Origin of the sequence: Lysobacter sp. BMK333-48F3, assembly GCF_019733395.1 — a bacterium.
GTDB lineage: Bacteria > Pseudomonadota > Gammaproteobacteria > Xanthomonadales > Xanthomonadaceae > Lysobacter.
Map to the genome: position 1 here is coordinate 213966 of NZ_JAIHOO010000001.1, position 14059 is coordinate 228024.

The 14059-nt window shown below is 69.8% G+C and carries 11 protein-coding genes; 9 read left to right on the forward strand and 2 right to left on the reverse strand.

Going from position 1 to position 14059, the window contains the following annotated elements; genetic code table 11:
- Positions 1-219: 219 nt before the first annotated feature.
- From K4L06_RS00715 to K4L06_RS00725, 3 genes are read left to right on the forward strand one after another with little or no spacing between them, the layout of a single operon-like run.
- Positions 220-948 (forward strand): YceI family protein, encoded by a 729-nt coding sequence (locus tag K4L06_RS00715; RefSeq protein WP_221669563.1) that lies wholly within the window; start codon positions 220-222, stop codon positions 946-948.
- On the forward strand, positions 945-1544 hold the full coding sequence (locus tag K4L06_RS00720) for a cytochrome b (protein ID WP_221669564.1): 600 nt from the start codon (positions 945-947) through the stop codon (positions 1542-1544). Before K4L06_RS00715 ends, K4L06_RS00720 begins: the two co-directional genes overlap by 4 nt.
- Complete coding sequence (locus tag K4L06_RS00725) at positions 1534-2088, forward strand: YceI family protein (protein ID WP_221669565.1); 555 nt, start codon at positions 1534-1536, stop codon at positions 2086-2088. The genes K4L06_RS00720 and K4L06_RS00725 overlap by 11 nt, the downstream gene beginning before the upstream one ends.
- Before the next feature lie 478 nt (positions 2089-2566).
- Here the strand turns inward: K4L06_RS00725 and K4L06_RS00730 are convergent, their stop codons facing one another.
- The gene (locus tag K4L06_RS00730) at positions 2567-2815 is read right to left on the reverse strand and encodes a glutaredoxin family protein (protein ID WP_221669566.1); all 249 of its coding nucleotides are present in this window, start codon (positions 2813-2815) and stop codon (positions 2567-2569) included.
- A gap of 169 nt (positions 2816-2984) precedes the next feature.
- Here K4L06_RS00730 and K4L06_RS00735 point away from each other — a divergent pair, with 169 nt between their 5' ends.
- From K4L06_RS00735 to K4L06_RS00755, 5 genes are all read left to right on the forward strand, one after another.
- The gene (locus K4L06_RS00735) at positions 2985-4388 is read left to right on the forward strand and encodes an L-serine ammonia-lyase (RefSeq protein ID WP_221669567.1); all 1404 of its coding nucleotides are present in this window, start codon (positions 2985-2987) and stop codon (positions 4386-4388) included.
- Between the two features lie 60 nt (positions 4389-4448).
- Positions 4449-5168, forward strand: coding sequence for an alpha/beta fold hydrolase (locus tag K4L06_RS00740; protein WP_221669568.1), 720 nt, complete (start codon positions 4449-4451; stop codon positions 5166-5168).
- A gap of 113 nt (positions 5169-5281) precedes the next feature.
- Positions 5282-8134: a molybdopterin cofactor-binding domain-containing protein gene (locus K4L06_RS00745; protein ID WP_221669569.1), complete on the forward strand. Its 2853-nt coding sequence runs from the start codon at positions 5282-5284 to the stop codon at positions 8132-8134.
- A complete protein-coding gene (locus tag K4L06_RS00750) occupies positions 8131-8718 on the forward strand; it encodes a (2Fe-2S)-binding protein (protein WP_221669570.1) in 588 nt (195 codons plus the stop codon). The genes K4L06_RS00745 and K4L06_RS00750 overlap by 4 nt, the downstream gene beginning before the upstream one ends.
- On the forward strand, positions 8715-9992 hold the full coding sequence (locus tag K4L06_RS00755; RefSeq protein ID WP_221669571.1) for a cytochrome c: 1278 nt from the start codon (positions 8715-8717) through the stop codon (positions 9990-9992). The genes K4L06_RS00750 and K4L06_RS00755 overlap by 4 nt, the downstream gene beginning before the upstream one ends.
- A gap of 189 nt (positions 9993-10181) precedes the next feature.
- Here K4L06_RS00755 and K4L06_RS00760 read toward each other — a convergent pair whose 3' ends face one another.
- Positions 10182-10634, reverse strand: a complete 453-nt coding sequence (locus K4L06_RS00760; RefSeq protein ID WP_221669572.1) for a hypothetical protein — start codon at positions 10632-10634, stop codon at positions 10182-10184.
- 736 nt (positions 10635-11370) lie between these two features.
- Between K4L06_RS00760 and K4L06_RS22750 the strand changes: the two genes are divergently transcribed.
- Positions 11371-13425: a glycosyl hydrolase family 18 protein gene (locus tag K4L06_RS22750; protein ID WP_221669573.1), complete on the forward strand. Its 2055-nt coding sequence runs from the start codon at positions 11371-11373 to the stop codon at positions 13423-13425.
- The last annotated feature ends 634 nt before the right edge of the window (positions 13426-14059 follow it).

The window sequence follows — 14059 nt, forward strand, 5'->3', positions numbered from 1 at the left end:
GATCGCAGCATTCGGTTCCCTCCCCTGGTGGAACGTGGCGTCCCAACCTCGGTCCATCGATGTGTCCTCGCCCATTAGGCTGGGCGATAGCGGCGGCAGCGGCAAGGGGGGCGCGGCCGGGCGGCCGCCGGACAGGACGCCGAAACGGATCGTTGCGCGCGTTTAGCGCCGGCTTCGCGACACTGTGCCTAGAATTCCCCGAACCTTGCCGGAGCTGTCATGTCTCTCATTCGCCGTTGCGTCGCCGTCGCGCTGATCCTGCCGTCGCTGGCGGCGGTCGCGCCCGCGCGGGCGGCCGGGCCGGAGACCTACGGCCTGGACCCGGTCCACACCCGGGTGATGTTCGCGGTGTCCCACGCCGGCTTCTCGCAGGCGATCGGCACGGTGTCCGGCAGCCGCGGCCGGTTGAGTTTCGACCGCGCCGACTGGCGCAGCGCCCGGCTCGAAGTCGAGGTGCCGCTGACCCGGCTCGACCTGGGCGACGCGAAATGGAACCGGGCCGCGCTGGCCGCCAAGCTGCTCGACGGCAAGCGCCATCCGCTGGCGCGGTTCGTCTCCGAACGGGTCGAGCCCGACCCGGCCGACCCCGACCGCGCCCAGGTCTGCGGCCGGCTCAGCCTGCACGGCGCGAACCGGCCGCTGTGCCTGGACGTGCGCCTCAACGCGCTCAAGCGCCACCCGCTGCCGCCGTTCCGCCGCACCGCCGGCTTCTCCGCCAGCGCGCGCCTGAGCCGCGCCGACTACGGCATCGACGCCTGGAAGTCGGCGATCGGCGACGAAGTCGAGCTGCGCATCGAGGCCGAAGCGGTGCGCGGCGCCTACCTCGAACCATCCGCGGCCGAGGCGGTCGAAACCCCGGCGTTCGATCCGCCCGCCGACGAGCCGGCCGACCCCGTCCCCGCTTCCCAACCCAGCGCCGCCACGACCGAACCGGAGCCACGCCGATGACCCTGAAGAACACCGCCGACCGCTGGGGCCCGATCAGCCAGTTGCTGCACTGGGCGGTCGTGCTGCTGATCGCGGCGATCGCGATCATCGGCCTGACCATGGTCGACATGAACAACGGCCCGTCCAAGATCAAGATCTACGCCCTGCACAAATCGCTCGGCCTGACCCTGCTGGGCCTGGTCGCGCTGCGCCTGCTGTGGCGCCTGTACGCCGGCACGCCAAGCCCGGTCGCGGGCACGCCGCACTGGCAGGAGCGGATCGCCTCGCTGACCCATTGGGCGCTGTACGCGCTGATGTTCGCCCTGCCGATCTCGGGCTGGGTGTTCAACTCGTCCTCGGGTTATCCGCTGCAGTACTTCGGCCTGTTCAACCTGCCCAAGATCGCCCAACGCAGCGAAGAACTGTCCCAGCTCAGCCGCAATCTGCACGAGTACGGCTTCTGGCTGTTGCTGGCGCTGGTGCTGGCGCACGCCGGCGCGGCCTTCTACCACCATCTGTTCCAGAACGACGCCACCCTGGTCCGCATGCTGCCGGGCCGCCGCCGCGTCGCCGCCCCCGCTTCCCATTCCCTTCCGGAGACCCCCGATGCGCCTTAAGTCCCTGGCCCTGGCCAGCCTGCTGTCCGCCGCCGCCGCGCCCGCCCTCGCCGCCGATTACGTCTCGCAGCCGGGCTCGACCCTGATCTTCGCCACCCAGTACCAGGGCGAGACCTTCGCCGGCAGCTTCCCCGGCTTCACCGCGCGGCTGAGCTTCGACCCGGCCCAACTGGCCGCGTCCAAGCTCGACGTGGTGATCCCGCTGGCCGGCGCCAACTCCAAGAACGCCGAGCGCGACGACACCCTCAAGGGCGCGGACTTCTTCAACATCGCCAAGTTCCCGCAGGCGCGCTTCACTGCGACCAAATTCCGCAGCCTGGGCGGCAACAACTACGCCGCCGACGGCAGCCTGAGCCTGCGCGGCGCGACCAAGCCGGTGACCCTGACCTTCACCTGGACCGCCGGCGCCAAACCGGTACTGGCCGGCAAGGCCACGGTCAAGCGCCTGGACTACAACGTCGGCGGCGGCGACTGGGCCGACACCTCGATCATCCCCAACGAAGTCGCGGTCAGCACCAAGGTGACGTTCGCGCCGGCGAAGTAAACCCAGTTGGCACGCCACCGGCAGCCGTTGCCGTTGCCGTTGCCGTTGCCGTTGCCGTTGCCGTAATGAGCTTGGCGCAGCAGCGAACTCGCGAGAACGCCCTGAAGCCCCGAAGGGCGGCCCGCAGGGATGCGGGCCGTGCGCAGCCAGGCCAGGGATGGCCTGTGCGGAGCAGCCCTGCGTCGGCTCCGTCCCATAGTGGCTTTTGATTCGAAACAGGAATGGCGTTTTCTTTGGTTACTTTCTTTGTCGCCTTGGACAAAGAAAGTGACCCGGCCGCTTGCGGACGGAAGCTTTGCTTTAAGAGCTTTGGCGCTTTAGAAGCCTTCGAACGACAGACGGCGCGAGACCGCAGCAGCGCGGTCGCGGCTTACGCCGCTCCTACAGGGGCATAGGACAAAGACGCGGCTAGATTGAACGATGGCGGTCGCGGCTTGCGCCGCTCCTACCCCCCCGCCCCGAAGCTGCGGGAGCGGACCTAGGCGCCCGCCAACCAGGCCGACAACGTCGCCGCATCGAACGGCCAGTCCAACTCGCGCCCGCGCCCCGGGTCGCGCAACACCGGCACCCGCACTCCATAGCGCGACTCCAGCGCCTCGTCCTCGTCGATGAAGACGCTGTCGAACTCCGGCGCCCGCGCCTGCGCCAGCACCTCCAGCGCCAGATCGCACAGGTGGCAGTCGTCGCGCTGGAACAGGATCAGCGCAGCAGGGGCGGTCTCGGGCATCGTCAATTCGCTGTGGTATGGCGGAAAACGCGGTCGTCGCAGGGCACGCGCGCAACGGCGCCCGCGTAGAATAAGCGTCCTTCCCGCCCTTGCGCGGCCCGGGCGCGCTGGCGTCCGCCCGCCCAGGACGCCAGCCCCGTCCGACACCCTACGTTGGAGCAGCCAACCCGTGGCAGTCAGCAGTTTCGACCTGTTCAAGATCGGCATCGGTCCGAGTTCCTCGCACACCGTCGGCCCGATGCGCGCCGCCGCGCGTTTCATCGAGCGCTGGCTGATCGAAGGCTGCGGCACCGGCGAAGCCGGCGCCGACCTGGCCCGCACCGCGCGCGTGCGCGCCGAGGTGTTCGGCTCGCTGGCCCTGACCGGCCGCGGCCACGGCACCGACAAGGCGGTGCTGATGGGGCTGGAAGGCCACTGGCCGAACCAGATCGACCCGGACATCATCCCGGCCGCGCTGGAACGCATCCGCACCACCAAGCGCATCCGTTTGTTCGGGCGCCACGAGATCGGCTTCGACGAAAAGCACGACCTCATCATGAACAAGCGCCAGAAGCTGCCGTTCCACACCAACGGCATGCGCTTCACCGCCTACGACGCCGACGGCGGCGTCATCGCCACCCGCGACTACTACTCGGTCGGCGGCGGCTTCGTGGTCAACCAGGACGAAGCGGCCGAAGACCGCATCGTCGCCGACACCACCGACCTGCCCTATCCGTTCCATTCCGGCGACGAGCTGCTGGCGCAGTGCCAGCGCAGCGGCCTGTCGATCGCCGAACTGATGATGGCCAACGAACGGGTCTGGCGCAGCGACGAAGCGATCAACGCCGGCCTGGACGAGATCTGGAACGCGATGCAGTCCTGCGTCAGCCGCGGCATCCGCGAGACCGGCACCCTGCCCGGCGGTCTGCACGTCTCGCGCCGCGCGCCGGCTCTGCACGCCGAACTGTCGGCCAAGCCCGAGGCGGCGATGCGCGACCCGCTGACCGTGCTCGACTGGGTCAACCTGTACGCGCTGGCGGTGAACGAAGAGAACGCCGCCGGCGGCCGCGTGGTCACCGCGCCGACCAACGGCGCGGCCGGGATCATCCCGGCGGTGCTGCACTACTACGACCGTTTCTGCCCCGGCGCCAACCTGCAGGGCGTGCGCAACTTCCTCCTGACCGCGGCCGCGGTCGGCATCCTGTATAAGGAAAACGCCTCGATCAGCGGCGCCGAAGTCGGCTGCCAGGGCGAAGTCGGCGTGGCCTGCTCGATGGCCGCCGCCGGCCTGGTCGGCGCGCTCGGCGGCACCCCGAGCCAGGTCGAGAACGCGGCCGAGATCGGCATGGAGCACAACCTCGGCCTGACCTGCGACCCGATCGGCGGCCTGGTCCAGATCCCCTGCATCGAGCGCAACGCGATGGGCGCGGTCAAGGCGATCAACGCCTACCGCATGGCCATGCGCGGCGACGGCAAGCACAAGGTCAGCCTGGACAAGGTGATCAAGACCATGCGCGACACCGGCCGCGACATGCAGGACAAGTACAAGGAAACCTCGCGCGGCGGCCTGGCGGTCAACGTCATCGAGTGCTGAGCCGCCGATGACGCCGCGGCGCCATGCCAGGATGCGGCCCGACGCCGTCCGGGCCCGCGGGTGAATCCGTTGCGCTGCCTGGTCCTGCCCGGCATGGACGGCAGCGGCGCCTGGCTGGACGAATTCGCCGCGGCGATGGCGCCGCGGCTGCCGGTGGAGATCCTGGCCTACCCGCCGCAGCGCGCGCTCGGCTACGACGAACTGGTCGACTTCGTGCGACCGCACTTGCCGCAGGCTGAGCCCTATCTGCTGCTCGGCGAGTCCTTTTCCGGCCCGATCGCGATCCGTCTCGCCGCGCAACGCCCGCCCGGGCTCGCCGGACTGGTGCTGTGCGCCAGCTTCGCCAGCGCGCCGAGCTTGCCCGGGTCGCCGTTGTCGACGCGAACCCTGGCTCGCCTCGCCACCGCCTTGCCGCTGCAGTACCTGCCGGCCGCGCTCGCGGCGCCGCTGCTGCTCGGCCGCTGGCGCACGCCGGAGCGGATCGAGCGCCTGCAGGGCTTGCTGCACTCGGTCGCCCCGGCGGTGCTGCACCATCGCCTGCGCGAGGCCAGCCGCGTCGATGCCGAAGCGGCTCTCGCCGCGATCGCTGGCCCGCTGCTGTACCTGCGCGCCGAGCGCGACCGGCTGGTGTCCGCCGACAGCCTGGCCCGGATTCGCACCCGCGTCCCTTCCCTGAGCGAGGTCGCGCTCGACGCTCCGCATTTCCTGTTGCAGGTGCGGGCGGCCGCCGCCGCGCAGGCGATCTGCGCCTGGGCCGCGGCGCTGCCGACGCGAGCCTGATCCGGCCGGGCGACCCGGCCGCTGCGTCCCCGAACCGCCTCGCTCTCGCAACTTCACCGCATTTTGCTCCGCAGCATGTGCCTACTATCGGCACAGCCAGCCGGAGCCCGCCCATGCCCGCTCGCCTGAGTCGTCGCGACTTCCTCAAGTCCAGCCTGGTCGCCGGCATCGCCGTGTACGTCGCCGCCCCCGGCAGCGACGCCCTCGCCGCCCTGTTCGAACGCGAACGCATCCGTCCGCCGCCGTGGGACCCCGCGCGCGGCCGCTTGCGCTACCGCACCGACGCCACCGCCAAGGTCACCGGCGAGAAGCTTTTCAGCTACGACATGCGCGGCCGCGACCTGCCCGGCTGGCCGAGCCAGCAGGCGCACGCGATGCTGCTGCGCGCGACCCGCGCCGATCGCGTCTACGCGGGTTTCGACCTGTCCGCGCTCGGCGCCGGCCTGCAGCCCGACCGGATCGCGACCGCCGCCGACCTGGCCCGCGACGGCGTCGCCCTGCCGCCGTTCTACGGCGAAGACATGCTGCTGCCGCAGGGCAAGACCCCGGCCTACCTGGGCCAGGCCGTGGCCCTGCTGGTCTGGCACGACTTCGCCCGCTTCCGCGCGGCCAAGAGCCGGCTCAAGTTCCGCGACGAGGTCATCCGCTGGGGCGCGCAGACCGGGCCGCTGGAACGCGAACCCTGGGCCAGCTTCCGCTACGTGCGCGTCGGCGGCGCCACGCCCTTCGACGACGACGCCTATTCCAGCCTCAAGGACACGCCGCTGTTCCCGGCCGGCTACCGCAAGCAAGTGCCGCAGTGGCCGGCGGCCGACGCGGCCGGCAAGCTCGACGCCCAGGGCATGGCCCATGCCGAGGCGATCGAGGCCGAACTGGGCGCGGCCGGCGCCGGCAAGCAGGTGTTCGAGCGCGAGTACTTCTCGCAGTCGATCGACACCGCGGCGATGGAACTGGACAACGGCAACGGCTGGTTCGACACCGCCACCGGCACCCTGCACGCGGTGTCGGCGACCCAGTCGCCGAACGAAGTCGCCGAGGACGGCGCGCGCATGCTCGCCGCCAGCCGGTTCGGAGTGAAGGCGCTGGTGCTGCACCCCTGCTACACCGTCGGCTACGGCTCCAAGGACCACAACCCGTTTCCGTTCTATGCGCTGATGGCGGCGCTGTACGGCGACGGCCGGCCGGTGCGGCTGGCCAACGACCGTTACGAGCAGTTCCAGTCCAGCCTCAAGCGGCACAGCTTCCGCATCCATTACCGGCTCAAGCTCGATCGGGCCACGGGGCGTTTCGAAGTCTTCCAGGGCCGCATGCAGGGCGACGGCGGCGGCCGGCGCAACTTCTCGCCTTCGGTATGCCTGGTCGCGGCGACCGCGGCGCAATCGATCTATTACTTCCCGCGCAGCGACCTGGCCAGCACGGTGATCGCTTCGCGCGCGCTCGACGCCGGCTCGGCGCGCGGCTACGGCACTTTGCAGAGCATGGGCGCGACCGAGATGCTGGTCGACGAGATCGCCAGCGAACTGGGCCTGGATCCGATCGAACTGCGCCTGCGCAACGTGTTCGACACCGGCATGAAGAACACCCAGGGCGCGATTCCCGGCGGCGTGCAGCGCGCCGGCGAGGTGCTGCGCAAGGCGCGCATGCACCCGCTGTGGACCCAGCGCGCCGCGCGCAAGCGCGAGTACGAAGCGGCCCATCCCGGCCATCGCTACGGGGTCGGGTTCGGCTGCGTGCAGAAGGACTACGGCACCGGCGCCGAAGCCGCGTTCGCCGAAGTCGCGCTGGGCCGCGACGGCCGCATCGCGCTGCGCCATATCGGCATCGAGATGGGCACCGGCATGGCCACCAGCCAGGCCGCGCTGTGCGCGCCGTGGCTGGGCCGCCCCGCCGACGAGGTCCGCACCGGCGAGACCGCCTGGCCGGAACTGCCGATGGTCGCCACCGACGACCCCTGGCTGATGTCGCAGGCGACCCAGGACGCGCACGTCGGCGATCCGCGCTGGACGCCGAACTACGCCAGCCCCAGCAGCGCCAGCAATTCGGCGTATTTCTTCGGCCACGCCACCCGCGAGGCGGCGCGGCAGGTGTTCGTGCAAGGCCTGTGGCCGGCGGCGCTGGCGCTATGGAGCCGCGGCTACGGCGGCGGCCAGCTCGCGCCGCTGGCGGTGCGGCGCGAGGACGCGCGCTGGGTCGAAGGCCGCCTGACCGCGGGCAGCCTGCAGCCGCTGGCCCTGCCCGAACTCGCCGCCGCGGCCTACGAGCTGGGCCTGGCCACCGGCGCGGTGGTGCACACCTTCAACCGCTGGCAATGGGCGCAAGCCGAGTTTCCCCTGCCCCGCGACGAAGCGCGGCTGCCGCTGGACGGCCTGGCGCTGCGCTGGGGCGACGGCGACGGTGCCGGCCTCGGCACGCCGACCGCGAACGGCTATCGGATGCTGGAACGGCGCCGGGTGGACTACCCGCCGGCCCAGCGCAACAACGCCGGCGTGGTCTATTACAGCGTGGTCGGCACCCTGGCCGAAGTCGCGGTCGATACCGCGACCGGCCGGATCGAATTGCTGAACCACCACTCGATCATGGAATGCGGCACGCCGATCGTGCCCGAACTGGTGTCCGGCCAGTTGCAGGGCGGCCTGGCGATGGGCATCGGCCATGCCCTGCACGAGTACCTGCCGCTGTACGAGGACGGCCCCGGCAACGGCACCTGGAATTTCAACCGCTACACCCTGCCGCGGGCGCGCGACGTCGCAGTGTGGAAACAGACCGGCGAAGTGCTGCCGCCGCTGTCGGACAGCGACCCGCCCAAGGGCATCGCCGAGGTGACGATGATCGCGGTGGTGCCGGCGATCGCCAACGCCTTCGCCCACGCCACCGGCCGCCGCGTGCGCGAGCTGCCGATCACTCCGGACAAGGTCCTGGCCGCGCTGGCGCAGGACGACGCCCACGCCGAGGAGGCCCGCGCATGAGCGCCGACGCCGATCGCAGCGGCCTGCGCACCCGCCCGCTGCGCCTGACCGTCAACGGCCGCGCCTACGGCCCGGTCGAGGTGCCCGAGGACATGATGCTGGTCGATGTGCTGCACGAGTACCTCGGCCTGACCGGCACCCGCTTCGGCTGCGGCCAGGGCGTGTGCCGCGCCTGCACCGTGATCGTCGACGACGAGCGCGGCCCGCGCGAGCTGCGCAGCTGCATCACCGGCGCGCACTACTTCCAGGGCAAGCGCATCCGCACCGTCGAAGGCCATGCGCGCCGCGACGAGAGCGGCCGCATCGTCGAACTCTCGCCGGTGCAGCAGGCCTTTCTCGACCACTTCAGTTTCCAGTGCGGCTATTGCACGCCGGGCTTCGTCAACGCCGCCACCGTGCTGCTGGAACGGCTGCGCAAGCAACCGGTGGCGCGCGCCGACCTGGAGCGAACCATCACCGAAGCCCTGGATCCGCACCTGTGCCGCTGCACCGGCTACGTGCGCTATTACCAGGCGGTGCGGCAACTGGCCCTGGACACGCCGGGCCTGGTCCGCGACGGCGACGCACGGGAGCAAGACCGATGAAACGGCACCGCTGGAAACGCTGGTTGCTGTGGCTGGCGCTGGCCGTCGCGCTGGCGTGGCTGATCGGCTGGCTGTGGTCGTGGTGGGCGCAGCGCGGTCCGGTGCAGACGGTCCGGGCCAGCGCCGAGCAGATCGAGCGCGGCCGCTACCTGGCCGCCGCCGCCGACTGCGCCGCCTGCCATACCGCCGAGGGCGGCGCGCCGTTCGCCGGCGGCGTACCGCTGGCCTCGCCGTTCGGGGTCATCCACGGCACCAACATCACCCCCGATCCGGACACCGGCATCGGCCGCTACACCGCCGACGACTTCCACCACGCCCTGACCCGCGGCGAAGCGCGCGACGGCCATCAGCTGTATCCGGCGATGCCCTACGTGTCCTATCGCCGCATCGTCCGCGCCGACAGCGATGCCATCTATGCCTATCTGATGACCCGAGCGCCGGTGAAACAGGCCAACCGGCGCAACGGAGTCGGCTTTCCGTTCAACATCCGCAGCGGCATCCACGCCTGGAACTGGCTGTTCGCCGGTGCGCGACCGACGCCGGCCTCGCAGGGACAGTCGGCGCAGTGGAAACGCGGCGAGTACCTGGTCGAAACCCTCGGCCATTGCGGCGAATGCCACAGCCCGCGCGGCCTGTTGGGCGAGATCGAGCGCGACCGCCCCTTGCAGGGCAATGCCGAACTGGGCCGTTTCGCCGCGCCCGACCTGACCCCGCAAGGCCTGGCCGAACGCGGTTGGGACCGCGCCGCGTTGCGCGCCTACCTGGCCACCGGCAGCGCCGCGCCGGCGGTGGCCTCGGATGAGATGCTCAAGGTGGTCGACCTGTCCACCAGCCGTCTGCGCGGCGCGGACCTGGATGCGATCGCGACTTATCTGACCGGCGACCGCGCCGCGCCCGCCGTCGCCTTGCCCGCACCGGCCGTACCGGCGCCGCCCGCGCCGGCCCACGAGCGCTACCTGGCCTTGTGCGCCGGCTGCCACGGCCGCGACGGCGAGGGCGTGCCGCACGTCGCCCCGGCGCTGCGCGGCAATAGCGGCCTGCGCGATCCGCAGCCGCACAACCTGATCGTCGCCCTGCTCGACGGCCTGCCCGAACACGATCTGCCCGGGCTGGAACGGATGCAGGACATGCCCGGTTTCGGCGACGAACTCGACGACGCGCAGTTGGCCGAGCTGGCGCAATGGCTGCGCAGCCGTTACGGCGGCCGCAGCGAAGCGGTCGCGGCGCAGCAAGTGCGCGCCCTGCGCGAGAGCCGGCCGCCGCCGCACCGCTGACGCGCGCGGTGCCGGACGTTGGGGCTGGAGCTGCGTTGGGCCGGCTTGCCGCCGGCGAGATGGCGCCGACAGGAAGTGCAGAGCAACGAGTAAACAGGAACGAGTGCAGCGGAACCGGCGCGGGACGACGAGTCCGGCTTTCGCTCGTTACTCGTTGCTCCGCATTCGCTGCGTTGCCGATCCAGGCGCTCAATCCTCGCCGTAGGCGTGGTCCGAGGTGGTGTCGACGATGCGCTCGCTCTTGCCGCTGGTCGCGTAGGCGCGCGGGTCGGACAGCTCCAGAGTGCAGCTTTGCGGGTCTTCGAGCAGGATCGCCGCGCCGCCCAGTTGCACGTGCACCGCTTCGGGCGTGCGCCGTCCGGCGCGGGTGTAATAGGTCGCCCGATGCTTGCGCAGGATCACCGCGTTGGCGCCTTGCTGCGCCGCCGCATCGGCGAGACGGGCGAACGCACGCGGGTAGTGGACCGGGGTCGGATCGCGGTCGAACGAATTCTCTTTCACCCGAGTGCCGGCCTCGATCGCGACCGTACCGAGCCGGCGATAGCGGCAACCGGGATCGGCTTCGATCACCGGCGGCGCGGCCGAGGCCGCCCAGGCGCAGGTGCACCACAACGCACCGCCGATCCACGCCTTCGCATTCATGATCGCGCCCCCGCAACACCGGCCAGCGGCGGCCGGACGCGCGGACTATAGCCAGGGCGGCGCGCGCCGAAAATGTGTGCCCGCACGCGCACTGCGAAGGCCGCGCCCTGCGTTCCCCCGGCCCCGTTCCGAGTGTGGCGAGCAGCGGCATCCGGCTGCGTCGTCGCGCACGATTGCGCAACGCAACATGAAGCCGCTGACCAAGACGAGAAGTGCGTCGCGCTTGTCTCGACATGACAAGTAATGTCCAACGGACATGGACTTATCTCACTGTTTTTCAGACGCTTTTCGCGCATCATTTCGTTGCGGCGCAGCAAACGGCCATTCACGAAACCAACGTTGTCAGGGGATTCTGTGAACTGCAGCGCAAAGGCCTAGCAAGCGCGTTGACAACGTTGTCACGCATCGCCAGCGTGCACAGCGAACCGATCGGACGCGTCCAGCGCGCCGTCCAGGTCGAGCCAGGCGCGCCAGGCACAGGAGGAAGCCGCTCTCTCCACAGGGGATCGCGACAACGCGTACGACCGGCCCATCGCACCGGTCGCGCCGCTGCGGCGGCAGTACGCGGCAGGACAAGCAGCAGCACCCGACGGCGCGCCGCGCCGATCACTCGAGGGGGCCCGAGCTCCCCGGCAATGCGGAGGGCCAGCGGCCCTTCTTCTAAACACGGCGGGGATCTGCCGTCGGCCGTTCGCGGCCGGCGAAGTCTTGACTACGCACGGGAGAGGAAGCACTCATGAGACACGCACGGTCCGCAAACCTGCTGTTGTTGTCGGCGTTGGCCGCCACGTCGTCGCTGTCGACGGCGTACGCGCAGGCCTCCTGCAACGGCGTTCCGGCTTGGAGCCCGACCACGATCTACGCCGCCGGCGACAAACTGACCTACCAAAATCACCTGTATCAGGCCAACGGCCCGATCTGGAACACCCCGCCCACCCATTGTCCGAGCTGCAACTACTACACCGACCTGGGCGTGTGCGGCACCGGCCCCGTCAACCAGCCGCCGAGCGTCGCGCTGACCTCGCCCAGCAACGGCGCCAGCTACAACGTCGGCGCCAACATCGCCGTCAGCGCCAATGCCAGCGACAGCGACGGCAGCATCGCCAGCGTCGAATTCTTCCGCGGCGCCACTTCGCTCGGCGTCGACACCAGCGCGCCGTACGGCGTGACCTGGAGCAACGCCAGCGCCGGCAGCCACAGCTTCACCGCGGTGGCCAAGGACAACCAGAACGCCACCACCACCTCGTCCGCGGTCAGCGTCAGCGTCAGCTCCGGCCCGGCCGACACCACCCCGCCGAGCGTCCCCGCCGGCCTGGCCTCGACCGCGCAGACCTCCAGCAGCGTTTCGCTGAGCTGGAACGCCTCCACCGACAACAGCGGCGGCAGCGGCGTGGGCGGCTACGACGTCTACCGCAACGGCAGCCTCGCCGGCTCGCCGACCGGCACCAGCCACGTGGTCAACAATCTCGCCGCGAGCACCAGCTACAACTTCACCGTGCGCGCCCGCGACAACGCCGGCAACGCCTCGGCGCAGAGCGCCTCGATCAGCGCCACCACCAAGCCGGCCACGCCGGGCGGCAACAAGAAGGTGATCGGCTACTTCGCCCAGTGGGGCATCTACGGCCGCGGTTACCGGGTCAAGAACATCGACACCAGCGGTTCGGCGTCCAAGCTCACCCACATCAACTACGCCTTCGGCAACGTGCGCAACAACCGTTGCGAAGTCGGCCTGACCGTGCCGTCGGATCCGAACACCGGCGTCGGCGGCGATGCCTTCGCCGACTACACCAAGTCGTTCCAGGCCGGCGAAAGCGTCAGCGGCGTCGGCGACACCTGGGACCAGAAGCTGCGCGGCAACTGGAACCAGCTCAAGCAGCTCAAGGCCAAGCACCCGAACATCAAGGTGCTGATCTCGCTCGGCGGCTGGACCTGGTCGCGCGGCTTCTCCAGCGCGGCGCGCGCCGAAAACCGCCAGGCCTTCGTCGCCTCGTGCGTCGACGCCTACATCAAGGGCAACCTCCCGGTCACCGACGGCGCCGGCGGCGCGGGCGCGGCGGCCGGCGTGTTCGACGGCATCGACATCGATTGGGAATATCCCGTCGCCTGCGGCCTGACCTGCGGCACGCCGGAGGACAAGGCCAACTTCAACGCGCTGATGGCCGAGTTCCGCAAGCAGCTCGATGCGGTGCGCCCGGGCCTGTTGCTGACCGTCGCCGTCGGCGCCGGCATCGACAAGATCCGCGTCACCGACCCGGCCGCGTACCACCAGTACCTGGACTTCATCAACGTGATGACCTACGACTTCCACGGCGCGTGGGATCCGAAGACCAATCATCACTCGGCCCTGTTCGCCTCGCCCAACGATCCGTCCACCGGCGACCAGAAGTTCTACAACTCCAACGACGCGATCGAGGCCTTCCTGAGCCGCGGCGTTCCGGCCTCGAAGATCAACCTCGGCATCGGCTTCTACGGCCGCGGCTGGACCAACGTGGCCAACGTCAACAACGGCCTGTACCAGAGCGGCAGCGCCGCCCAGGGCACTTACGAGGCCGGCATCGAGGACTACAAGGTGCTCAAGGGCAAGCCGGGCACGATCCACACCGACGCCAACGCCCGCGCCACCTGGAAGTACGACGGCAACACCTTCTGGAGCTACGACACGCCGGCGCTGATCGGCGAGAAGATGCAATACGTCAAGACCCAGAACCTCGGCGGCGCGTTCTTCTGGGAGTTCAGCGGCGACGACGCCCAGGGCGAGCTGGTCAACGCGATCAGCAACGGCCTGAAGTAAGCCATTCGCGCACCACCCCTCTCCCGTGCGCGGGAGAGGGGCCGGGACGGAACTCTCTCTCCGTCCCGTCCTCGGATTTCCTGCATCGCGAGGCCGGCTGCGCTAGCCCCTCGGTCCAGTTTTGCAAAGCCGCGGCGAGCGATACGCCGCGGTGATCTGCAACGGAGCGCCGATCACCCCCCCGATCGGCGCTCCGATTTCGTTTTTGTCGTAGCCGGCACATCAGCTGCAGTAGTTGCGTTAGCTGTTGCTATCGCAGTTGTTGCTGTTGCTGTTGCTGTTGCTGCCGTTGCTGTTGCTGTTGCCGTTGCCGTTGCCGTTGCCGTAAAGAGTTGGCGCCGCACCGATCTCGCGAGAACGCCCTGCAGCCCCGGAGGGCGGCCCGCAGGGATGCGGGCCGTGCGCAGCCAGGCCAGGGATGGCCTGTGCGGAGCAGCCCCGCGCCAACCTCGTCCCATAGTGGCTTTTGATTCGAAACAGTTATGGCGTTTTCTTTGGTTACTTTCTTTGTCGCCTTGGACAAAGAAAGTGACCCGGCCGCTTGCGGACGGAAGCTTTGCTTTTGAAGCTTTTGAAGCTTTAGATGCCTTCGAACACAGACGGCGCGAGACCGTAAGAACGCGGTCGCGGCTTA